21 protein-coding genes and 2 pseudogenes are annotated in these 22385 nt (G+C 62.2%); 6 read left to right on the top strand and 17 right to left on the bottom strand.

The annotated features are described in order from the left end of the window. Positions 1-116 precede the first annotated feature (116 nt). From NKH36_RS20865 to NKH36_RS20855, 3 genes are read right to left on the bottom strand one after another with little or no spacing between them, the layout of a single operon-like run. Complete coding sequence (locus tag NKH36_RS20865) at positions 117-1622, bottom strand: ABC transporter substrate-binding protein (protein WP_352963869.1); 1506 nt, start codon at positions 1620-1622, stop codon at positions 117-119. A 59-nt stretch (positions 1623-1681) separates the two neighbouring features. Then, a complete protein-coding gene (locus NKH36_RS20860) occupies positions 1682-2554 on the bottom strand; it encodes a carbohydrate ABC transporter permease (protein ID WP_352963872.1) in 873 nt (290 codons plus the stop codon). A 1-nt stretch (position 2555) separates the two neighbouring features. Next, complete coding sequence (locus NKH36_RS20855) at positions 2556-3443, bottom strand: carbohydrate ABC transporter permease (protein WP_123146999.1); 888 nt, start codon at positions 3441-3443, stop codon at positions 2556-2558. A 155-nt stretch (positions 3444-3598) separates the two neighbouring features. Between NKH36_RS20855 and NKH36_RS20850 the strand changes: the two genes are divergently transcribed. Continuing rightward, positions 3599-4519 (top strand): sugar-binding transcriptional regulator, encoded by a 921-nt coding sequence (locus tag NKH36_RS20850; RefSeq protein ID WP_352963875.1) that lies wholly within the window; start codon positions 3599-3601, stop codon positions 4517-4519. 184 nt (positions 4520-4703) lie between these two features. On the opposite strand, the gene NKH36_RS20845 is transcribed toward NKH36_RS20850, so the two are convergent. Together NKH36_RS20845 and NKH36_RS20840 are read right to left on the bottom strand one after the other, a co-directional pair. Then, positions 4704-5513, bottom strand: coding sequence for an HAD family hydrolase (locus tag NKH36_RS20845; RefSeq protein ID WP_352963877.1), 810 nt, complete (start codon positions 5511-5513; stop codon positions 4704-4706). A 4-nt stretch (positions 5514-5517) separates the two neighbouring features. Then, positions 5518-6846 carry a sn-glycerol-1-phosphate dehydrogenase gene (locus tag NKH36_RS20840; RefSeq protein WP_352963879.1) on the bottom strand — a complete coding sequence of 443 codons (1329 nt, stop codon included), beginning with the start codon at positions 6844-6846 and terminating at the stop codon, positions 5518-5520. A 138-nt stretch (positions 6847-6984) separates the two neighbouring features. On the opposite strand from NKH36_RS20840, the gene NKH36_RS20835 reads away from it, so the two are divergent. Next, positions 6985-7968: a sugar-binding transcriptional regulator gene (locus tag NKH36_RS20835; RefSeq protein ID WP_352963881.1), complete on the top strand. Its 984-nt coding sequence runs from the start codon at positions 6985-6987 to the stop codon at positions 7966-7968. A 54-nt stretch (positions 7969-8022) separates the two neighbouring features. Next, on the top strand, positions 8023-9519 hold the full coding sequence (locus NKH36_RS20830; RefSeq protein WP_352963883.1) for a xylulokinase: 1497 nt from the start codon (positions 8023-8025) through the stop codon (positions 9517-9519). A 59-nt stretch (positions 9520-9578) separates the two neighbouring features. Here NKH36_RS20830 and NKH36_RS20825 read toward each other — a convergent pair whose 3' ends face one another. Next, complete coding sequence (locus NKH36_RS20825; protein ID WP_352963885.1) at positions 9579-9929, bottom strand: ArsC family reductase; 351 nt, start codon at positions 9927-9929, stop codon at positions 9579-9581. A gap of 176 nt (positions 9930-10105) precedes the next feature. Here NKH36_RS20825 and NKH36_RS20820 point away from each other — a divergent pair, with 176 nt between their 5' ends. Further along, positions 10106-10471: an ArsR/SmtB family transcription factor gene (locus NKH36_RS20820; protein WP_352963887.1), complete on the top strand. Its 366-nt coding sequence runs from the start codon at positions 10106-10108 to the stop codon at positions 10469-10471. Further along, the gene (locus NKH36_RS20815) at positions 10468-10953 is read left to right on the top strand and encodes an SRPBCC family protein (protein WP_352963888.1); all 486 of its coding nucleotides are present in this window, start codon (positions 10468-10470) and stop codon (positions 10951-10953) included. The genes NKH36_RS20820 and NKH36_RS20815 overlap by 4 nt, the downstream gene beginning before the upstream one ends. A 96-nt stretch (positions 10954-11049) precedes the next feature. Here NKH36_RS20815 and NKH36_RS20810 read toward each other — a convergent pair whose 3' ends face one another. The 8 genes and pseudogenes from NKH36_RS20810 to NKH36_RS20775 form a co-directional block, all read right to left on the bottom strand. Next, positions 11050-11403, bottom strand: coding sequence for a SnoaL-like domain-containing protein (locus tag NKH36_RS20810; protein WP_352963891.1), 354 nt, complete (start codon positions 11401-11403; stop codon positions 11050-11052). Positions 11404-11616: 213 nt separating this feature from the next. After that, a complete protein-coding gene (locus NKH36_RS20805; protein ID WP_352963933.1) occupies positions 11617-12594 on the bottom strand; it encodes a 2-dehydropantoate 2-reductase in 978 nt (325 codons plus the stop codon). A gap of 2 nt (positions 12595-12596) precedes the next feature. Next, positions 12597-14145, bottom strand: a pseudogene (locus NKH36_RS20800) (acyl--CoA ligase). Beyond that, positions 14138-14836, bottom strand: coding sequence for a fumarylacetoacetate hydrolase family protein (locus tag NKH36_RS20795; RefSeq protein ID WP_352963935.1), 699 nt, complete (start codon positions 14834-14836; stop codon positions 14138-14140). The pseudogene NKH36_RS20800 and the gene NKH36_RS20795 overlap by 8 nt, the downstream one beginning before the upstream one ends. Positions 14837-14838: 2 nt before the next feature. Then, complete coding sequence (locus NKH36_RS20790) at positions 14839-15594, bottom strand: ABC transporter permease (protein ID WP_352963893.1); 756 nt, start codon at positions 15592-15594, stop codon at positions 14839-14841. Between the two features lie 6 nt (positions 15595-15600). Then, the gene (locus NKH36_RS20785) at positions 15601-16404 is read right to left on the bottom strand and encodes an ABC transporter ATP-binding protein (protein ID WP_352963895.1); all 804 of its coding nucleotides are present in this window, start codon (positions 16402-16404) and stop codon (positions 15601-15603) included. 1 nt (position 16405) lies between these two features. Then, positions 16406-17233 carry an ABC transporter permease gene (locus NKH36_RS20780; protein ID WP_352963896.1) on the bottom strand — a complete coding sequence of 276 codons (828 nt, stop codon included), beginning with the start codon at positions 17231-17233 and terminating at the stop codon, positions 16406-16408. Between the two features lie 12 nt (positions 17234-17245). Further along, entirely contained in the window at positions 17246-18241 is a 996-nt protein-coding gene (locus NKH36_RS20775; RefSeq protein ID WP_352963898.1) for an ABC transporter substrate-binding protein, read from the bottom strand. Between the two features lie 178 nt (positions 18242-18419). On the opposite strand from NKH36_RS20775, the gene NKH36_RS20770 reads away from it, so the two are divergent. Further along, the gene (locus NKH36_RS20770) at positions 18420-19112 is read left to right on the top strand and encodes a FadR/GntR family transcriptional regulator (protein ID WP_065010097.1); all 693 of its coding nucleotides are present in this window, start codon (positions 18420-18422) and stop codon (positions 19110-19112) included. A 61-nt stretch (positions 19113-19173) separates the two neighbouring features. Here NKH36_RS20770 and NKH36_RS20765 read toward each other — a convergent pair. From NKH36_RS20765 to NKH36_RS20755, 3 genes and pseudogenes are all read right to left on the bottom strand, one after another. Beyond that, a pseudogene (locus NKH36_RS20765) lies at positions 19174-20599 on the bottom strand (aldehyde dehydrogenase family protein). A 39-nt stretch (positions 20600-20638) separates the two neighbouring features. Then, positions 20639-21724 carry an ABC transporter ATP-binding protein gene (locus NKH36_RS20760; RefSeq protein WP_352963900.1) on the bottom strand — a complete coding sequence of 362 codons (1086 nt, stop codon included), beginning with the start codon at positions 21722-21724 and terminating at the stop codon, positions 20639-20641. After that, positions 21714-22322 carry a cupin domain-containing protein gene (locus NKH36_RS20755; RefSeq protein WP_352963902.1) on the bottom strand — a complete coding sequence of 203 codons (609 nt, stop codon included), beginning with the start codon at positions 22320-22322 and terminating at the stop codon, positions 21714-21716. The genes NKH36_RS20760 and NKH36_RS20755 overlap by 11 nt, the downstream gene beginning before the upstream one ends. Between the last annotated feature and the right edge of the window lie 63 nt (positions 22323-22385).

Genomic DNA, 22385 nt, shown 5'->3' with positions numbered 1-22385 from the left:
CCCTCACCCATCCCTCTCCCCACCACTACCTCCTCTTACAACCCCTTTCTTCTTTCGCCATCCTCGACCCCCCCCCCCCCCCCCCCCCCCCCCCCCCCCCCCCCACCCCGGAACATTCAGCTCTTGGCGACGAGATCGTCGACCTGGGTTTTCAGGGCGTCGAGCGACTCCTTGGCCGAGCCCGACTGGCCGGCAAAGTATTTGCCCAGCGCAACCGGGATCATGTCGCTCGAGAGTTCTGCCCATGCCGGCAGGTCGGGCTCGGATCCCATGTAGTTGGCGATGGTGTCGCGCACGACCGGCAAATGGCGGGTCGTGCCGGCGCCGACACGCGCATTGGCCAGCACGCGTGGATCGTCATAGACGCTGGTGCGCGTTGGCCCCGTCCCGCCGCCCAGAACGGTTATCAGCGCCTGAGTATCGGCTGAGGTCGCCCACTGCATGAATATCCAGGCGGCGTCCGGGCTCTTCGAGTATTTCGACACGGCGAGCGAAGAACCGCCCTGATGACCAACGCCCGGAATTTCGCCGAATCCGGTCTGCTCGACCGTGCGTAGCGTAGCGGCAGGTTTCGGCGGAACCATCGCTTCCATCAGACCGGAGACCTTGGAAGCCTTGGGATCGTCGAAGAACGGGAAGAATTCGCCCCAGGACAGCATCGACGCGGCGACGCCCTGGCCGACCGACTGGCCCTCGCCATCCCATGTCCAGCCGTCGACGCCGGGCGGCATCGTCGCCTTGAGCTTGTCCCAGTAGGCCATGGCGGCCAACCCGGCTTCGTCATTGCCGGTGAATTTGCCGTCGGGGCCGAAAATCGAACCGCCATGGCCCCAAAGCCACGCCGTCCAATCGCATTCGAGGCTGTAGTGGCCCGATTTCATCTGGCCGCTGGTGCCGTACATGTTCGGGCCCTTGGCGTCGGTGATCGCCGCAGACGCCTGCAGCAAATCGTCCAGCGTGGCCGGAGGAGGCAGCTTGAGCTCGTCCCAGACGTCCTTGCGGTATTGCATGATGAAGATCGGAATGTCGTAGGGCACGCCGACCATGCGGTCCTCGTACATGGCAATACCGTCGACGAGCGGCTTCAGGAAGTCGTCGATATTGTAGTTCGGCATTGCCAGATCGGCGTTCTTGAGCTGCTCACGCGGATCGAAGACGTCCTGGCTGAAGCTCGCCGCCCAGCTCTGGTCGATATAGTAGAGGTCGTAGGTGCCGAGGCTCGAGGCGACGTCGAGCGTTAGCTTCTGCAGCACCTGCTCGAGCGGCAGCACTTCGATCTCGACCTTAATGCCGGTAGCCTCCTCAAAGTACTGCTTGAGCTGCGTAGCGATGGCATTCGAGGGCGGCGTCGATTCGGTGGCGAGACGGAGCGTCGTTCCGGCAAAGGGCTTGCCGACATCCGAGAGCCACTTGGTGATTTCGGCGCTGGGCTTCAGCTCCTGTTCCTGAGCCGATGCCTGGCTGATGCCGTAGAACGGACGTCGTCCCAAGCCCATGCCGAGCGCGCCGGCACCGAGGCCGAGAATGCCTGCTGCGCGAAGAAACGACCGCCGGTCCATCTGTCCGCGAACGAAGCGGTCAGTGACAGAGGCAAGATGCGCCTTTCTGATGCTGTCTTTCATTGTCTACTCCTCCGGTTTAATTCGCGATTTTCACAAGGCTGCGAATTTGAGCCTCCCATCTATTGTTTCAACGATCCCATCGTGAGACCGCGCACGAGGTGCTTCTGAACCAACAGAATGAAGATGAAAGCGGGAATGATGGATGCAGCGCCCAGCGCGGCCATGTTGCCCCAGGCGGTGCCGATCGAGGTGACGAAGGTCGACGAGACGACTGGCACGGTCTTGACCGACGTGGTGGTCAGGGTCAGCGCAAAGAGGAATTCGGTCCAGCTGAAGATGAAGCAGAGGACCGCCGTGGCGGCGATGCCGCCCTTGGCCATCGGCAGCACAATCCGCCGGAAGATCATGAAGCGGCTGGCGCCATCGACGATCGCGCTCTCGTCGATCTCGGACGGGATGTCGTCGAAGAAGCTCTTCATCAGGAGGACGGCGAGCGGCAGGTTCATCAGCGCATGGATCAGCACCATGCCGGTATAGGTGTCGATGAGCCCGAAACTCTTGTAGATGAAGAACATCGGAACCGCGACCGCGACGGGCGGCATCATGCGCGTCGACAACACCCATCCGACGAAACTGTGCCGGCCGCGGAAGTTCATACGCGACAGCGCATAGGCGGCAAGCGTGGCGATGGCGACGGCGAGCACTGTCGACAGCGTCGCGATCACGATCGAGTCCCAGACACGGGGCGCCATGTAGAAATTGCCGCCGCCCGGCGTCACCGTGATGCCGCCGCTGCCCAGCGAAATCCCGAACACCTTCTGGAAATTGTCGAAGGTCGGCGTGAAGGCGAATAGTTTCGGCGGCCGGTTGAAGATGTCATTGCCGTGTTTGAACGCCACCGACGTCCAGTAGTAGATTGGAAAGAAGAAGACTGCGACCACAAGCCAGGCGGCGATGGTGCGAAGCATGCGCGTCGAGTAGGAGCCGTTCATTTTACCATCTCACCTTCGCGATACGGATGAAGAGGTTGGCAATGACGAGGATGATCACCAGGGTGACGAGGCTGAGCGTGGCTCCATAGCCCCATTTTACGAAGCTGAACGTCTGCTGCCATGCATAGAGGGACAGCGAGTAGGTCGACGCTCCCGGCCCGCCGGAAGTCATGACGAAGACGTAATCGAAGACGCGGAACAGATCGATGCCGCGGACCAGGACGGCGATCGCGATCACCTTCGACATCATCGGCAGGGTGATGCGCCGGAAAATCTGGAACGACGACGCGCCGTCGATCATCGCGGCCTCATAAGGCTCCGGCGGCAGCGCCCTGAGACCGGCAAGGAAGATGAGGACCATGAACGGCGTCCACTGCCAGATTTCCGCGACGAGAACGCCGGCAAGCGCGGTCGACGCCGTGGCGAGAATGGGGTTGTTCGGATTGAGCAGCCCAATCGACTGCAGGACGTAGCTGATCACCCCGAACTGCGGATCCTCCATCAGCAGATACATCATGCCGACAATGGCCGGCGGGATGACGAGCGTCATCGTCAGCACGCCGCGCAGGAATCCGAAACCGAAGCCGTCGCTGTCCAGGAGCAGCGCGATCGCCATGCCGAGCACCAGTTCAAAGACCAGAGCGATGGCGAAATAGGTGAAGGTGATAACGAGCGACTGCCAGAACCTCGTGTCGTTCCAGAGCTGCACCCAGTTTTCCGTTCCGACGAATTCGAGCGCCCGCCGGCGCGGGACGAACTCGTGGAAGCTCAGCCAGATGTTGTAGATCAGGGGATAGACGGTGAAGACAAGCAGGATCGCCACCAGCGGCAGTAGCCAGGGCAGCGGGTGGTCCGAAATGACGAAACGTCTGGCTTGGGCAACCCGCACGCGTTCCTCCCGTACCGCTTCGTTTTGCGATGCACAAATGTTCATATCTTGTGCATTTGTTCAAATGCTATATCGTCACCATGTCTGTGGCAAGCACTTGTTGGCCGGCGACAGCGGCATTCGGATGGGTGCGCCACAAGCATCGGAGGACCCTCATGACGTCGATCGGTCTCCTGGCCCGGGTTGCCCATCAATATTTCGTGCTGGGCGAAACGCAGCAGGCCATCGCCGAGCGGCTGCAGATCAATCGCACCAAGATCCACAGGCTGCTGGCCGAGGCGAAGGAGCGCGGTATCGTCTCGATCCGCATCAACGCCGGGACGTCCCAGGCGCTCGAAATGGAAGAACAGCTCAGGCGGAAGTACCGGCTCGACATATGCAGCATCACGCCTGATGACACCGGGTCGGAGCTCGGGCTCTCCGAAGTGATCGGCATCTATGCCGCGCAGACCGTCGAGACGCTGCTCAGGGACGACATGACGGTCGCCATGGCGTGGGGCCGTACCATGAGATGGCTCGCCTCCAACATCGAACCGGTGGCGCTCAGGAACGTTACCGTCGTGCCGCTTCTCGGCTCGCTGTCGCGCCGGTCGTCGATCGACAAATACGACGCCGCCGCCGTCTTTGCCCAGCGCACTCAGGCCGAATCCTACTATCTCCCCGGACCCATCATCTGCGACAGCCGCGAAAGCCGCGAGACGATCCTGCAGCAACCGAGCGCGCGCGAGGTTATCCAGAAGGCACTGAACGCCGACCTTGCGCTGATGAGCGTCGGCGGCACAACCAGTTCGACGCTTCGGAGCGTCGGTTACATGACGGACGAGGAATTCGACGACGTCCTGAGAATGAAGCCGATCGGGAACTTTCTCGGCTATTTCTTCGACCGGGACGCCGAACTTATCGACCATCCCGTCAACGAGCGCATTGTCGGGGTTTATCCTCGCGACACGCTGAACATTCCCAAACGCATCCTTGTTTCCGGCGGAAAGAACAAGGTCGGCATCATGGCCAAGCTCCTGGAAAAGGGGTTCTTCACCGGCCTCATCACCGATCAGGAGACGGGCAGCTCGCTGTGACATCCACCGGCCGGCATCGCGGCGGCAGCCGAAGGTGCCGTGCGATGCTGCCCGGTGCACCGCGCCCGCTTTCATCTGCGAGCAGACTTCCGGCGGACCTTTCCTAAGCCGTCCCTGGTTCGGTTCCATCGCCTGCAGAACACCCTTTACGTCTTTTGCAGCCGGCACATTTCGCGCCGGCCGATCAGACCACTCCCGACCTCCGGTTCGCCAGGATCATATCGGCAATCTCGACGAAACCGCGTCCACCCCGCGACCTGGCGACGAAAGCGGGTTCGGCGTCGATTTGTCCCTGGAAGTCCATCACATTCGCGACCCCGAACGAGTTCGGAAAGAACCCGAACATCGGGGCGTCGTTCGGACTGTCTCCGACGAACGCGTAGGCCTGCCTTTCGGCATCGAGATCGGTTCCCAGCCTGTCGCTCGCAAAGCGGCGCGTCATCGACAGCTTGTCGTATCGACCAAACCAGCCGTTCACATGGATCGACGAAATCTTGGCGACAGCGCCGGCTTCCTCGAAAATCTGCTTGATGCGCCTGGCATCGGACATCGGCAGCGCCGGAACATCTTCGCAAAAGTCGATGGCCAGATCGGCTTCGCGATATTGCTGGTCGGCGGATACGGCCGAACCCGGCACTTCCTGGACAATGCGCTTTTCCAGTTCGGTGAGCCTGCGCCTGTGTTCCCGGCGTTCCTCAGCGCTCGCGGCGAAAACCCGGATCATCTTTCGCGTTGCCTGATCATAAGCGAAGTAAAAAGCGCCATTTTCGCCGACCACGCCGGTCACCGGCCAGAACCGGGCAATCATGTCGCACCAGCCTGCCGGTCTCCCGGTAATGGGAGCAACGACAAGGCCCGCCTCGTGCAGGCGTTCGAGCGCACGGTAGGCATCGGCCGGAAGACGACCCTCGGTCGTCAAGGTGTCGTCGATATCGCAGAAGACGCCGCGAATGCGCGATGCAGATTCGGGGCCGAATTCGGCGAGGTCGCGCATCCGGTCAGGCTTCCTCGCGAGCAAAATCCTCCAGCATTCCTGCATCAGCAGCAATGTCGAGGAATGAGAAGCGATTGCGCATCTCCCGGCAATGAACGACGGCCTCGCGATAGAAATCGGCCGGCGTGCCCAATTCGGCCGCTGAAATCGGTCCGCCGGTAGATTTCAGCAGGCGCTGCATTTCGTCGACAGGCACCATGAATTGCTTGAGCTCCTGCCTGAGCGTCGGCCAGAGCTCCTGCAGCCGCTCGTTGAATGCGGCGGCTCCAGTCTCGTCGAAGGCCTTCTTCTTCAGTTCGTCGAGACACTGTGCGGCGACAGCCGGCCCCATGCGGCGGACCATGTCGTCAGGATCGATCTTCGTCGCCTTGACCACCGGCGGCTTGTCGCTTGCAAGCATTGCTTGCTGCAATCGCGCCATTGTGAGTGAAGCGACGCCGACCTGGGTGCCGTGGAGCGTACCGGGGTGACGCTCGCCGGCGAAGCAGTCGATGTAGTGTGATATCTGATGCTCGCCCATGGAACCGTGATTGGAGACGCCGGTGAAGGAAATGCCGAGGCCGCAGAGCGTCAGCACGCGATAGAGATAGCCATTGGCCTCGATGTCGTGTTCGGCAAGCTTTGCCGCACGCTCGTTGAGCGCCGCTTCATCCCTTTCCTGGATGAGAAACGGAACCTTATGGTAGGCCGTGCCAAGCAGACGGTGCGACATCCACCAGTCGATCTGGGCGACCGAGCGGCAAAGACAGTCACCGAACCCCGCCGCCGACAGATAGGTCGGGGCGGCAGCGGAGACGCCAAGATCGACGAAAAAGCCTGATGGCGCGTGGGAAGGGAGGGATACCTTCAGACCGCTTTCAAGTGTGATGGACGCGGTCGTCGATGTGTAGCCGTTCATCGAACCGGCCGTCCCGAACACACAGTAGCGCCGTCCATTCCTTCCGGTGACGAACTTGCAAAGATCGTTGATCGTGCCGGAACCGACCGCGACCACGGCATCCGCATCCGCAAGTTTGACGGCCAGGCTTTCGACATTGGCCATGTCGGCATGCGGGCGATCCAATATCACGACATCGACGGGGCCGAGCGTCTTCAGTTCGCGCGCAACGCGTTCGCCAAGCGCATCATAGGTCGCGGCATCCGCAACGACCGTGAACCGCTCACCCAGATCGAGCTCCGAAACGAGGTCGGCCGCTCGCCCTTCGAGGCTTTCTTCGATGACAATCCGCTCATACGGGACCACGGCCTTTTTCCCGGTCTCCGGGTTGGTCCAGTTCCCGTTCAAAATGTCGTCGATTAAAGTCGTCCAGGATCCGGCTGCCGGATTCGTCATGGCGTCCTCTTGTGGGCAACTCTCTAATCGGACCGCAGGCGCGCTGCGCTATCGAACAATAGTCACCTATCACTGTCTTTTGTCAAGCATTTGCCCGCAACGCTTGACTTCGTTCTGCAAACCTGCGGAAAAAGGGACATGAATGCCAACGCCGATATCGACGTGGTCCGACCATCTGGGCTCTCGGCACTGCCGCCCGAATTCGACAGCGCGGTGGCGTGGGCTGCCTGGCTCTACTATGTCGACCAGCTTAACCAGAGCGATGTGGCCAAGGTCATGAACGTCTCCAGGGCGAGCGTGGTACATTACCTGCAGGAGGCACGCGAAAGCGGACTTGTCGCCGTGCAGGTCGACCACGACGCTTTTGCCCGCACCTTGACCTCGCGGCGCCTCATGGAAAAATACGGCCTTCGCGGCGCGGCGGTTATTCCCGACCTCGATCCCAACGATGCAGACCGCCGCATCGGCGAAGCGGCAGGGAGGTTGCTCGCGTCCATGGTCGATCCGGGTGACACGATCGGCGTCGCCTGGGGAAAAACGGTGCTCGCTGCCGCCCGCTCGATTCCACGACTACGGCATGAGCGGAACCTCACCGTCGTCCAGCTCTCGGGAAGCTCGATCGGCACCAGCGATTTCTCGCCGGAATTCTGCACCTCGCTGATGGCCAATCGGCTCGGCGCCCGCTGCATCAACCTGCTTGCCCCGGCGATCGTCTCCACCGACGAACTGCACGACGAACTCATGCAGGAGCCGATGCTCGTCAACCAGTTCCGTATGATCCGTGCCGCCGGCAAGGTCATCTTCGGGATCGGCGATATCGGGCCGGAGAGCACCTATGCCCGAGCCGGGATCTCGGATGCGGCAGCACTTGCCGGCATGATCGAGCAGGGAGCGCTCGGGGTCATCATCGGGCGGTTCATCGACGCTCAAGGAGCCCCCTTCGCAACTCCGCTCGACGGACGCACCGTCGGCATCACGCTCGATGAACTGAAAGCGGTGCCCATCCGCATCTGCGCCGCCGGTGGCGCCCGCAAGATGGGGGCGATCAGGGCAGGGCTCGGCGGTGGATATGCGACACATTTTGTCACCGACATGGCCACCGCGAACATTCTCTTGGAATAACCGGCACTTGGACGAACCAGCACCGGTGGAACTTATCGTCTCGGGAGGACAATCATGGGCAGCAGCGACGGACCTCTGGTCATCGGCCTCGACAGTTCCACGCAATCCTGCAAGGCAATTGCCTGGAGCCGGGACGGGCGAACCGTGGCGGAAGGCCGCGCGCCGCTCGAGCTGATGAAGCCGAGGCCGGACTTTGTCGAGCAGGAGGTCACCGACTGGTGGCGGGCCGCAACAGTGGCGTTGCGACAGCTAGTCGGCGCGGTCGACCCGAAACGCATCGCCGGTATCGCGATCTCCAACCAGCGCGAAACCGTTGCGCTCATCGACGGCGCCGGCGAGCCAATCGGACCCGCGAGCCTCTGGCTCGACGAACGTGCCGCCGGGCTGGTCGACCGTTTCGCGGCGGAGATCGGCCGTGAGCGGCTGCACGCGATCACCGGCAAACCGATCGATGTGACGCCAGTGGTCTACCGTCTGAAATGGCTGCGCGAGAACGAGCCGGAACGATTGGACCATGCGAACAAAATCCTCGACGTGCACGGTTATCTGACGCTGAAACTGACGGGAACGCCGAGTGCGAGCTGGACGAGCGCCGATCCGTTCGGTCTCTTCGACATCTCGCGCAAGGCATGGTCGCAGCCGCTCCTCGATCATCTCGGTATCAGGCCGTCGCAACTTCCCAATGCGGTGCGGTCCGGCACGCGGGTCGGGACCGTTCATGCCGCAGCCGCCGCCGCAACGGGGCTAGCCGAAGGAACGCCGGTGATTGCCGCCGGCGGCGATGGGCAATGCGCCGGGCTCGGCGTCAATGCCATGCGCGACGGCGTCGTCTATCTCAATCTCGGAACCGCGATCATCGCGGGAATCTGGTCGCGGGAACCGGTGGTCGGCGCCTTCTGGCGTACCATGACCTCGCCCACAGGCGATGGCTATTTCCTCGAGGCAGTGCAGCGGGCGGGTGTCTATTTCGTCAACTGGTTCGTCGACACGTTTGCCGGCGGACGCTCCGATCCGGCGATCTTCGACCGCCTGGAAAGGGAAGCGGCGGCCGTCCCAATCGGCTCGGACGGACTTCTCGCCGGCACCACCCTGGTTGGTTGCATGGACCCGCATTGGGATCCGAGCGCACGCGCGAGCTTCATCGGCATGCACCCCTCGCACACGCTCGGGCACTTCTATCGTGCGGGGCTAGAGGCGATGACGCTGCAAACCGCCCGGGCTCTCGAAGAGATGCGCAGCCATGGTCTTTCGCCGGCGCAAATGGTGGCGATCGGCGGCGGCGCCAACAGCAAACTTTGGACCAAAATGATCGCGGACGCGACCGGGATCGCGATCCATAAGGGTCACAACGCTGAAGCCTCCTCCCTCGGCGCAGCCATTAGCGCCGCGGTCGGCATCGGATGGTTCGAGAGTTTTTCTGAGGCGGCGAACGCCATGACGAGTATCGCCGAGACAATCGAGCCGGACCCCAGCTGCCGCGAAGCATGGGACGCGTTGTCGGCCAGACAGGCCAAGGTCTTTTCCGCGACCCAATTCGCTTGGCGGAATTGAGACCGGCGCGGCAAGCAGGCTCTCGAACTGGAGCGTGAAAAGCATCCCATCCCGCTACTTCACCCACCCACCGCATGCTGATAGACATCAGGCTTGAAGCCGACGAGGATACGACCGCCAAGATCGAGGACCGGCCGCTTGATCATCGTCGGTTTGGCCAGCATCAGCGCCTTGGCCTTCTTCTCATCGAGGCTCAGCTTGTCCTTGTCCGACAGTTCGCGAAACGTCGTGCTCGCCTTGTTGAGCAGGACTTCCCAGCCGACCTTGCTGGACCAGCCATCGAGCCGATCCGCTTCCAGACCTTCGACCCTGTAATCGTGAAACCGATAGGCGACGTCGTGGCTTTCCAGCCAGGTGCGGGCCTTCTTGATCGTGTCGCAATTGGTGATGCCGTACATCGTGATGGTCAAAATTAGGATCCCTCGGACTGATCGTTCGTCGAATCTGGTGGCACCCTAAAACCGCACTTCTCACTTTGCCAGCGGCCTGCCAGCACCTTCAAGATTTGGGCTTGCCAATACTAAGGAAATTTCCTAAGTATTTTTTCCGAACCATCTTTGGCGATGCGCAGTGGCGCGAGGAAGACATGACCGCCGCAACAATCCCGCAGACGGCAAGTCCGAACATTCCACCGATCGACGGCATCTTTCGGGCGCTTTCCGATCCGACGCGCCGCCGTGTTGTCGAGCGGCTGAACAGAAGCCCCGCCTCGGTCGGCGAACTTGCCCATCCGTTCGATATGGCCCTGCCCTCCTTCATCGAACATCTGAAGGTTTTAGAAGGCTGCGGGCTGGTGCGTTCCGAAAAAGCGGGCCGCGTCAGGACCTACCGGCTTGCACCTGAACCGCTGATGCTTGCGGAAAATTGGCTGGCCGAGCAACGCGCGCTATGGGAACGCCGCCTCGATCAGTTCGACGAGTATGTCCTAAAACTCAAGGAGAAAGGCAAATGAGTTCGACCCCGCTGTTCAAACCCGACCCGAGACTCGACCTCGTCCTCGAACGCTTCATCGACGCGCCGCGCGAGCTTTTGTGGACGGCCTTGACGACGCCCGAACACGTTCGGCAATGGTTCACACCGAAACCGTGGACCGTTTCCGATTGCGAGATCGATCTTAGACCCGGCGGTCTGTTCAGGACTCGCATGCAGTCACCCGATGGCAAAGAGGTCAATGACCGCCATTGCTGCTACCTCGACATCGTGCCGAACGAGCGGCTGGTGTGGACCGATGCGTTGCTGCCCGGCTATCGGCCGTCAGGGGACCCATTCATCACAGCGGTCATATCGTTGCAGCCGGAAGGCAAGGCGACACGCTACACCGCGACCGCCATCCACCGGGATGAAGCGACACGAAAGAACCATGAGGAGATGGGCTTTTTCGACGGCTGGGGCACAGTGGCGGATCAGCTTGCGGCGTATGTGAAGGGGATTTGAGCTGCTCACACGGCAGCCAGGGCATCGTCCTGGCCGCCATGCCTGATTTCCAACGATGCGGCGAGGTGACCAAGCTTCCGGAAGCCGGTTTCAGCCTCAATAATAGAAGCGCTCTTCGGCAATTTTGCCGTTCTTGACCGTGTACAGACCGACCTCATCCATGCTGCCACGCTCGCCTGTAGCCTTGGGCGTTATGTCAAACTTGAAGCGCACTGCGAACTGGTCGCCGTTGACATATGGGCCCTCGACCGAGCCGCCATGAACTTCGTTGTTCTCTTGCCACCACTGGCCCTTCTGCCTCACGGCTTCCTTGCCACGGCAGATAGCCATCGGCCCTTCCATTGCTTCGTAGCTGACGATGTCATCGGCATTGTACTTCTCAGCAGCACCTTCGTTCTCACCTTGCTTCAGCAGCTCTGTGAAATCCTTGGCAATTTCCGCGGTGGTCATGTGTTTCCTCCTGTTCAGACTAGTTCCAAGTAGGGAACCGCTTGCTGGCCTGCCACTGTCGCCCCCTCGATAGCTGACAACTCATGCCAGGATGGATATCGCGCCCAGCCGCTGACCGCTGAAGCACTTATAATGCGACGACAGCATGGAACAAAGCAGGAACAAACTGGAGAGTCAAGTGGGGATCGAGTCGGCAACTTCACGATCGGTACATCAATAGCAGCCGCGTTCGATGGCGAGGCGGCGCACCAGTGCCAGCACGCTGTCGATGGTGGGCGTCGGCTGGCTAGTCAGCCGGCCGAGTTCCTGAACCGCAGTCACCAGCGCGTCGATCTCCATCGGACGGCCGCGCTCCAGATCCTGCAGCATCGACGTCTTGTGCTCGCCGACGTCGCCGGCTCCCTTGATGCGGCGGTCGACTGATATCGGAAAACGCACGCCGAGGCTTTCGCCGATCGCCTGCGCTTCCAGCATCATGGCTCGGGCAAGCATGCGGGTTGCCTCGTCGGCAACGATTGCCGCAAGCGTACTGCCGGTCAGCGCGGAAATCGGGTTGAAGGAGAGATTGCCCCAGAGCTTCACCCAGATTTCGCTACGGATGTCGTCGCGGACCGGCACCTGCAGCCCCGCCGCAACCATTTCCTCGGCAAGCCGCGTGACACGCTCGCTCTTCTCGCCCGAGGGCTCGCCAAGCGAGAAGCGTTTTCCCTCGATATGGCGGACCAGGCCGGGCGCCTCCACCTCGGCCGCGGGATAGACGACCGAGCCGATGACGCGATCCGGGCCAAGCCGATCCCAGATCACCCCACCGGGATCCACCGCTTGCAACCGCGTGCCTTCGAGCGACCCACCGATCTTATGGAAATACCACCACGGCACGCCATTCTGCATGGTGACGACGGCCGTCCCCTCGCCCAGCAGCGGCGCGATCTGGTCGAGCGCTGGTGCGAGAGAATGGGCCTTGAGCGCCAGCACGACATAGTCCTGGACGCCTAGTTCCTGCGCCTGCGCGGCGGCCTTGACGGTGGCGACGGATTCATGACCGTCTTCGATCAGGCGAAGCCCGGTCGCCTTGATCGCATCGAGATGCGCGCCGCGCGCCACGATCGAAAGATCGACCCGGCCGGCGATGGCAAGTTTTGCCGCGAGATAGCCGCCGATCGCGCCGGCGCCAAAGATGGTGATCCGCATCATTATCCAAGCCCGGGTTTGGCAAGCCCGGGTTTGGCAAGACCAAGTTTAGTCGCGAGCCCGATGCGCTGCAGCTTACCCGTGGCGCCCTTCGGGATTTCGTCCAGGATCAGGACAATGCGCGGCACTTTGAAGTCGGCGAGCCGCGTCGCGGCAAAGCTGCGGATATCGCCTTCGGTAGCGGTCATGCCGTCGCGCAGCACGATCGCAGCCGCGACCTCCTCGCCGAGCTTGTCGTGTGGCGTCGCGAAGGTGACGACCTGCGCCACCGCTGGATGATCCATCAGCACGTCGTCGACCTCGAGCGGCGAGATCTTCTCACCGCCGCGGTTGATGATCTCCTTGAGGCGGCCGGTGACGCGCAGATAGCCGTCGTTGTCGAGCACGCCCTGGTCGCCGGTATGAAACCAGCCATGCGCGAAGGCCGTGGCATTGGCGTCCGGATTCTTCTCGTAGCCCGCGGTGACATTAGGCCCGCGAATGACGATCTCGCCGGTCTCACCGGGCTTCAGCAATTGCCCGTCCGGCGCCATCACCGCCACTTCCGGTCCGGCGGCGGCGCCGACGCTGCCCGGTTTGCGCAGGCCCGGCGGCAACCGGTTCGAGGCCATCTGGTGGGCGGCCTCGGTCATGCCGTAGGATTCGATCACCGGACAGCCGAAGGTCGCCTCGAGCTCGGCCATCACTTGCGGCGGCAGCGATGCCGAGGACGAGCGGATGAAGCGTAAAGGTGCTGCGGCCAGCGCATCGGCGTTGCGCGCCGCGCGCGGCAGGATCGCCTGATGCATGGTCGGCACGGCCGTGTACCAGCTCGGCCGCGCCTCGCTAAGCCAATGGAAGAAGCGCAGCGCGTTGAAGCCCGGCGTGCAGAACACGCTGCCGCCGGCGGCGAGCGAGGACAGCACCGCCGCGATCAAGCCATGGATGTGAAACAGCGGCATGATGTTGAGGCAGCGATCGCCGGCCGTCAGACCGAGCGTCGCGCCGATATGGGCGGCCGAGGCGGCAAGATTGGCATGGCTGAGCGGCACCAGCTTCGGTCGTGACGTGGTGCCTGAAGTGTGCAGCAACAGCGCGATGTCGCCGTCCTCAGGCAGTTCGGGCGCAGCCGGCGGGCCGATCGGTTCGCCCTTGATCTTGAAGCTTCCGGCCGGCGCGTCGCGCAGTGCTGCGAGCCTGAGCACCGCTATGCCCAGGCGCTCGGCAACGGCAATCGCCGGGCCGCTTTCGTCCTCGGCAACGAGGATCGCCTTGGCGCCAATGTCGGTCAGGTAGAAGTCAAGCTCGTCGGCCCGGTAGGCCGGGTTGAGCGGCGCGGTCGAGGCGGCTGCGGCCACCGCGACAAAGGCCGTCGCCATCTCCGGCCCGTTCGGCAACACGATGGCCACCCGGTCGCCACGGCCGAGGCCCAGTGCATGCAGTTGCGCTGCCGTTTCGGAGATCAGGCGGCGCAGTCCGCCATAGGTGAGCGTAATCCTGTCTGGGTGCCGAAATCGCCGGCGCATCGACCGCTCCGGCAGCAAGCCGTTCAACGATCGACGCTTCAGACAACGCGAACCTCTAGGTCGCCGACGCCATCGATATGACCGCGAAGAACATCACCGCGAACAACCGCGCCGACGCCCGCTGGCGTGCCGGAAAGAATGATGTCCCCCGGCATCAGTGTGAAAAGACCTGAGAGAAAGCTGATCATTTCCGGAACTTTCCATATCATCTGGTTGAGGTCGCCGGTCTGTTTGCGTTCGCCATTGACGTCCAGCCAAATCGCTCCCTGGGTTGGATGACCGATCGAGCTTGCCGGAACCAATGGCGTGCATGGCGCCGATGCCTCGAAGGCTTTGCCGACCTCCCATGGACGGCCCATGTCCTTCGCCTTACCTTGCAGATCGCGCCGCGTCATGTCGAGACCTACGCCATAACCGAATACGCAGTCCAGAGCCTTTTCGACCGCGATATCCGTACCGCCGCTTTTGAGCGCCACGACCATTTCGATCTCGTGATGGACATCGTTGGAGGCCGGAGGATACGGAAATTCTCCTGTCGTATCGAGGTTGTCGGGGTTCTTCTGGAAGAAGAACGGCGGCTCCTTGTTGGGGTCGTGTCCCATCTCGACTGCATGCGCGGCATAGTTCCGCCCGACGCAATAGACCCGGTGCACCGGAAACATTTTGTCGGTTCCCGCCACCGGGATGCTCGGGATTGCGGTCGGTTCGATGACGTAGCTTGAGGTCGTGCCGTGCATGTTCACTGTCTTGCTCCTGCATAGTATTCGACTTTGGCTTCGGCTCTTTCGATCAGTTCGGCGATCAGCAGGGCGAAGGCAAAAAGGATAATGGTCAAGGCCCAGAATTCGGCCATGCGGAAATTTCGCGAGAAGGTCTCGAACAGCGCGCCGTAACCGACGATGGCGACAAGCAACTGGCCGATGACGACGCCCTTGACGCCGCGGATGAGGCCCAGGCGGATGCCGGCAAGGATTTCCGGAAGTGCCGCCCAAAGGATGATCTTGGTATAAAGCGCCGGGCGCGAGGCGCCATAGGAACGCGCCATCTCGATCAGCGACGGCGAGATATGGCGGACGCCGGCGCGGGTGTCGAGAACGATGATCCAGATTGCAAACAGGAACACCGCCGCAACGATCGTCTTCTCGCCGAAGCCGAACAGGATCATCAGCACGGGGACGATCGCCGAGAGCGGTGCGCTTGAAAAGATGTTGACCCACATGCCGAGCAGGTCGTCGGCGATCTTGACGCGTCCCATCAGGATGCCCAGTGGCACGCCGATTACGATCGACAGAGCCATGCCCATGGCGAAGGCACGAAGGGTCGTGACTGTCGCGCTCTGCCATGACGGCGTCTGCACGAGACTGACCGCTGCAACCAGCACGTCGCTAAACGGCGGCAGCAGAAAGACAAGGTCCAGCCGGCCGACGATTTCCCATACGACGCACCAGACGAGCAGGGACGCCATCATTGGTACTCGGTAGCCCAACAAGGTCATGGCCGGTCACTCCACATACTGCTTCAGCCCCTGCCAGATCTCCTCGACCGTATCGAGATAGTGCCTGTCGCGATGAATGCGCTCGGGGTCGCCGGAGCGATCGATTTCCGGTTCAATGATTTGCGACACCCGGCCGGGTCTCGGTGACAGCAAGACGATGCGGTCGGAGATGTAGACTGCCTCCTCGATCGAGTGCGTCACGAAGATGAAGGTCTTGTTCTGGTTGGTACGCAGTCGGATCAGATCTTCCTGGAACTTCCGCCGGTTCTGCTCGTCGACCGCCGAAAACGGTTCGTCGAGCAACAGGACGTCGGCATCGACCGACAAGGCCCGCGCCAGGCCGACGCGCTGGCGCATGCCGCCCGACAGTTCGTGCGGATATTTGTCCTCGAAGCCGGCGAGACCCACTTCGGCGATATAGCGGCGGGCGATCTCCTCGCGCTCGGCCTTGTTGGTGCCGCGCAATTCCAGTCCGAAGGCCACGTTGCGTATCACAGTCGCCCAAGGCATCAGCGCAAAATCCTGGAACACGAAAGCGCGTTCAGGCCCGGGCGCGCTGACGTGCTTGCCGTTGATCGCGACGGTCCCGCCATCGGCCCGTATCAGCCCCGCTATAATCTTCAGCAGCGTCGTCTTTCCGCAACCGCTGGGACCAAGAAGGCTGGTCAGCTTGCCCCTGGGAAAGTCGAGATCGATGCTGCGCAGCGCCTCGATATTGCCGTAGGTCTTGGAAATTCCTCTCACTTCCACGATCGAATCGATCGGTGCGGGAACCGGCGACGGTCCATTTCGCAATGCGGTCGCGCCCATCTTAAGCACCTCTACTTTCAGGCCTGAAAACACGGACTTCCACCCACTGCAGAAAGACGAGCGTCAGGGTAGAAAGCGCAATGATCGAGGCAATTGTTGCGTACATCTCGGCGTAGTCTGCGCGCGAGCGGTGGAAGGTGATGAGGTCGCCGATGCCGGTCGGGGTGATCAGCAGTTCGGCGAGCACCACGCCGACGAACCCAGCAGCGACTCCGAGGCGCAGACCAGCAAAAATGACCGGGCTGGCGTCGGGAAGAATGATCTTGGCGACGGTCTGCCAGCGTGTGCCCAGGAACGATCGGCACATGACGAGCAGCGATTCGTTGACGTTACGCACCGCCTTGTAGGTGTTGAGCACGATGACCGGCAGCGCCAGGATCATGACGGCGAGCGTCTTGGCGGTCATGCCTATTCCGTAGACGAAGGTGACCATCGGAATGAAAGCAGCGACGGGTGCAGCCTGAAGCACGATGAACACCGGGATCACCAGCCATTCGCCGGTGCGCCACAGGCCACAGATCGTGCCAAGGCCGACACCAAGGAACGCCGACAGGAAAACGCCGAGCACCAGCGGCTGCAGTGTCGAAAGATAGGCGGTCGCCAGGCTGCCGTCGGCGAGCAATCCGAACAAGGCGACGATCGTGTCGGAAAAAGTCGGGAAGGCGAAGCTAACCGGAATACGCCCGGCCACCTCCCAAATTCCCGCGAACAGGGCGATCGACACCAGCCTGAGCAGGATCGGCTGGTCCCACGATGCGACCGTCGCGCTGCGACTGGATGGGGAAGCGAGGCCGGCAGCCTCGCCGTCGGTTCTGATGCTTACGGCCATGCGGCAGGCCGCCTATTTCTTGCCGAGCTTGGCGACGGCGCGGTCGATTGCGGAGACATCCCAGAAGTCCTCGACCTTGAGGCTCGCGGGATCGCCCTCGATCTGGCCGGCAAGGCTGAAGAAGGCAAAGTCGTCTTTGGCCGCATCCGCTCCGCCTCCATTCAGCGCAAGGCTGCCGGCTTCCGCGGTTTCCTTGTAGTATTCGGTGATTTCGCTATCCGCCTCCGCGCCGAGATCCGGCAGCAGTTTGTACTTGTTGCGGAGCTCGACTGCGACAGTCGGGTTCGCGGTTATTTCCCGCGCGGTCTTCATCAGTTCCTCGACCAGGATGTCGACGTCGGCGGCGTTGTTCTTCAGATAGTCTGCGGTCGCGAAAAGCGCTTCGTCGGAAGCGCCGAGATCCTCGACCGGCAGAACGATGAACTTGCCGGGGGCTTCGGCCTCAAGCGCGCGTCGGTTGGCGGCATCGACGATCGACGCCTTGATTGTCCCCTGGAGCAGCGCATTGCGGCGAACCTCGGAACCCGGGACATAGCTGATGTTACCGAGCTTGATGCCGTGGTTTTTCGCCATCAGGAGCATGACAGCCTCGGTGCCGGAGCCGCGCGCCTGAACGGCGACTTCCTGCCCGTCCAGATCCTTCCATTCCTTGTAGAATTCGCTGTTGACGACAGGGAAGAAGCGCAGCGTCGATATCTGCGCGAAGATGCGGATCGGCACGCCGACCTTCTGGATCAGAGTATAGGGCGCGCCGATGCCAACATCGGCCTGGCCGCCGACAATCGCCTGGGCTGCCAGATCCTCGTCATTGAGAACAATGAGCTCGACATTCACGCCGCGCTCCTTGGCGCGCTCTATCGCGGCGAGTGTCTGGATGGATTCTATACCGGGAAGGTCGCCGAATGCGATGCGCATGTCGCCCGCATTTGCGGCCGACAGAGGTAGTGCCCATGCCAGGGCCGCGGCAAAAGCGGTGGCAAGGATGGTACGTCTGGTCATGCTGGCCATTGTCATTCCTCCCGTTTTTTGTAACCATTACCTTAATTGGTTAAGGCTACGGAGAGAATTGGTCAAGGAGAAACTATGCCATGTCGAACGTGAGGGCCTAGAAAACTCGGCAGTTGACGGTTTGCACTAATCGTTTTAACACCAACAAAGGGAATTCTTATGCGAATTGGTTAAATTGATGGACGATCCCGGTAATGGCGGCCACGCCGCCCTGGTTCAGCTTCAGGCCTATCTTGCACAGATGGACCATGCCGGCGAGACGCGGCTGCCTGCCGAGCGGGAACTGTCGGAGAGCCTCGGCGTATCGCGCGGCGATCTGCGCAAGGCGCTGGCGGTGCTGGAAAAGGACGGCCGCATCTGGCGTCACGTCGGCAGGGGCACCTTCGTGGGCAGTGGACCGGTCGAGGAGACGATCGGGATTTCGGAAATCGCCGGGCGCACAAACCCAGCCGACGTGATGCGCGCGCGCCTCATCATCGAGCCCGAGATTGCGCGCGAAGCGGCGCTGCACGCCACGCTTTCCGATATCGCCTCGATGCGGCAATCGCTGGTGCAGACGCGGGAAGCCGTCACATGGCGGCAATACGAGAACATCGACAATCTGCTCCACCGGCAGATTGCACAGGCGAGCCGAAACAATGTGCTGCTCGGTCTGTTCGATGTCCTGAACGCCGTGCGCCGAACCGTGGTGTGGGGACGTCTCCGTTCAGAAGGCGCCCGCCCTCCGGCAGACCATCACAGCTTTGCCGATCATGAACGGATCGTCGAAGCGATCGCCGAGCGTGACCTCGGCGGCGCGGCGGCAGCGATGCGCCTGCATCTTCAACAGGTCGAGCGGCGCCTGATCCCTGTCCGCGAAGCCGCCGAATAGCTTGGCCGCGCTACAGCGCTGCGCGTCCTTCTGGACGCGCGGCGCTGTTCGGGGTCATGCGCTAGGCGCCGTAGCCGATGATGCCCTTGATCTCGAGGAAATCGTGGATCGCCCAGTCGGCATATTCGCGGCCGTTGCCTGACTGCTTGTAGCCGCCGAAGGGCGCGAAGGTGTCCCACTCCGGATAGTTGACGAGACCTGTCCCGCGCGCAGGCGGCCGGCGACTTTTCGCGCGTGGTCTATATCCCCTGATTGCACGTAGGCGGCGAGGCCATAGACGGTGTCGTTGGCGATCTTCACCGCGTCATCCTCGTCATCATAGGAGATGACCGAAAGCACCGGCCCAAAAATCTCCTCCTTCTCGATGGTCATGCCCGGCGTGACGTGGCCGAAGACGGTCGGCCGTACGTAATAACCGCGATTAAGATGCTCAGGCCGGCCGGGACCGCCGGTGACCAGCGTTGCGCCCTCGGCGATGCCGGCCTCGATCAGCCGCTGGATCTTGTCGAACTGGATGTTGCTGACCACCGGCCCGAGCTTGGTATCTTCCGAGCGCGGATCGCCGACCTTGTGCGCCTCTGCCGCCTTCTTGGCGATCGTCAGCGCCTCATCGTGTCGGCGGGCTGGCACCAGCATGCGCGTCGGCGCATCGCAGGACTGGCCGCTATTGCCGAACAGGCGTTGACGCCCTTGCGCACGGCCTTCTCGAAGTCGGCATCGGGAAGCACGATGTTGGGGGATTTGCCGCCGAGTTCCTGCGCGACGCGCTTGACCGTCTCGGCCGCTGTTTTGGCGACGATAATGCCGGCCCGGGTCGACTCGGTGAACGAGACCATGTCGACGTCGGGATGGCCGGCCAGGACCTGTCCGACATCGGGACCGCTGCCATTGACCATGTTGTAGACGCCGTTCGGCGTGCCGGCCGCTTCCATCACTTCCGAAAAGATGACGCCGCTGATCGGCGCGATCTCGGAAGGCGTCAGCACGACCGTGCAGCCAGCGGCGATCGCCGGCGCCACCTTGCAGACGATCTGGTTGAGCGGCCAGTTCCACGGCGTGATCAGCGCGCAGACGCCGATCGGCTCCTTGACCACCATGGTGGTGCCGCGCTTCTCGCTGAATTCGTAATCTTCCAGCGCATGAATAGTGGATTCCATATGCGCCCTGCCCGCCCAGGCCTGCGCCTCGCGCGCCCAGGTGATCGGCGCCCCCATCTCCTGGCTGACAGCCTGCGCGATGTCCTCGTAGCGCCCATTGTAGAGTTCGAGAATGCGCTTCAGCAGCTGCAGGCGCTCGGCCTTGCTGGTTTGCGAAAAGGTCGGAAAGGCTGCCTTTGCCGCTGCCACGGCGCGATCCACATCGGCCTTCGAGCCGACGGAGATTTTCGTATGGGCCTCTTCGGTGGACGGGTCGATCACTTCCAGCGTTGCCGGCACCACGGGCGCGACCCATTTTCCGTCGATAAAGAAGTTCAGGTGATTGCTTATGGGTGGTGCTCCGGTTTTCTGAAAAGGATGGGGATCAGATTAGCCGGATAGCATAGGGCAGTTAGCGCCGCGGCGCAGGCTGATATGCGCCACATCGCCGACGCTGAATTGAAAACCTTCCGCCCGGCGTGGCGCATCGATCACCACTGGTATCCCCTGCCCCAATTCGGCGTGCAGGCGCAAGATGCGGCCGTGAAAGACGATGCTGCTCACCCGCACCGGCGCGGTGCCGGGCGCAGCTTCGGTCGTCGCCAAAAAATCCTCCGGACGCACACCGATGGTTCGCATCGCGCCTTCCCCAGGCAGCTCGCCGGTTTCCGATATAGCTTCCAGCGGCAAGGCGCCGGCGCTGAAACGCAACCGATCGCCGTCACGGCCGACAAAGCGCGACTGCAGCAGGTTCATAGTGCCGATGAAACTGGCGACGAATTTGGTGGCGGGCCGGTCGTAGAGCGTGGCCGGCGGCGCAATCTGCTCGATGCGGCCCTTGTTCATGACGACGATACGATCGGAGATCGACAGCGCCTCGGTCTGGTCGTGGGTGACCAGGACGAAGGTGGTGCCGAGCCGCGACTGCAGCCGCTTCAATTCGACCTGCATCTGTTCGCGCAGATGAGCGTCGAGCGCCGACAGCGGCTCGTCCAGCAACAGCACACGCGGTTCGCAGACGATCGCACGGGCAAGCGCGACGCGCTGGCGCTGGCCTCCCGACAATTCGGACACGCGGGCGCCGAGCTTCTCGGCAAGGCCGACCATGTCGAGCGCTTCGCCGACACGCTTTGCCTGTTGGGTGCCCGAAAGCTTGCGCAGCGACAGACCGAAGCCGACATTTTCGGCAACGTTCATGTGCGGAAACAGCGCATAGTCCTGGAACACGGTGTTGACCGGCCGGTCGAAGGGCCGCAGCGAAGTGATGTCTCGGCCTTCGAGCAGCACCCGCCCGCTCGACGGGCTTTCGAAACCGGCGATCACCCGCAGGCTGGTGGTCTTGCCGCAACCCGAGGGCCCAAGCAGGGTCAGAAACTCACCGCGGGCGATGTCGAGGTCGACGGCGTCGAGCCCAACGATGCCGCCCGGAAACACCTTTGACACCGCATCCAGCCGAACGAGCGGATCAGGCGCCATCGCGAACCTCGGACGGCTTGGTCGTATTGACCCAGAGGATCTGGCAGCGCTCGGCGCCCGGATTGCGAAAGGCGTGCAGCAAGGTGCTCTTGAAGGCGAAGCTGTCGCCGGTCTTCAGCCCATAGGTGGTTGAATCGATCACAAGTTCGACTTCGCCCGACAGGACGAAACCGAATTCGTGGCCAGGATGGGCGTAGGCTTCGACGGTGCCGCCGCCGGCTTCCACCGTCACCAGCATGCCGGTGAGCGTGGCGGCCGGCGGCGACAGCAGCGCCTTGGCGATGCCTTCCGACTTCACCGGGATCTGCCGCCGGCTGTTGGCGCGCACGCAATAGAGATCGCTGCCAGCTTCGTTGCCGTCGGCGATCAGCGCCGACGGCTCGATATCGAGCGCGGCGGCGAGCGGCCAGATCACTTTGACCCGAAGCGAGGACAGGCCGCGCTCGATCTGGCTGAGCGCCCCGATCGAAACGCCGGCCTTGGTGGCAAGCTCGGCCAGCGAAAGATTGCGTTCCAGCCTGAGCGCCCGCACACGCCGGCCGACCCGCACGTCAGCGTCGTCCTTCGGCTTTTCAGCCGCTTGGTCCAGTATATCCATCTGTTTCCCGACCTCGTTTTCGGTATCCTAGAGCGGCGCCGCGCAGTCGAAACCGCGCGGCAC

This window comes from Mesorhizobium sp. M1312 (assembly GCF_040318115.1).
In the GTDB taxonomy this organism is placed as follows: domain Bacteria; phylum Pseudomonadota; class Alphaproteobacteria; order Rhizobiales; family Rhizobiaceae; genus Mesorhizobium.
Note: the sequence above shows the minus strand (reverse complement) of the source record. Positions and strands in the feature narration are given on the sequence as shown.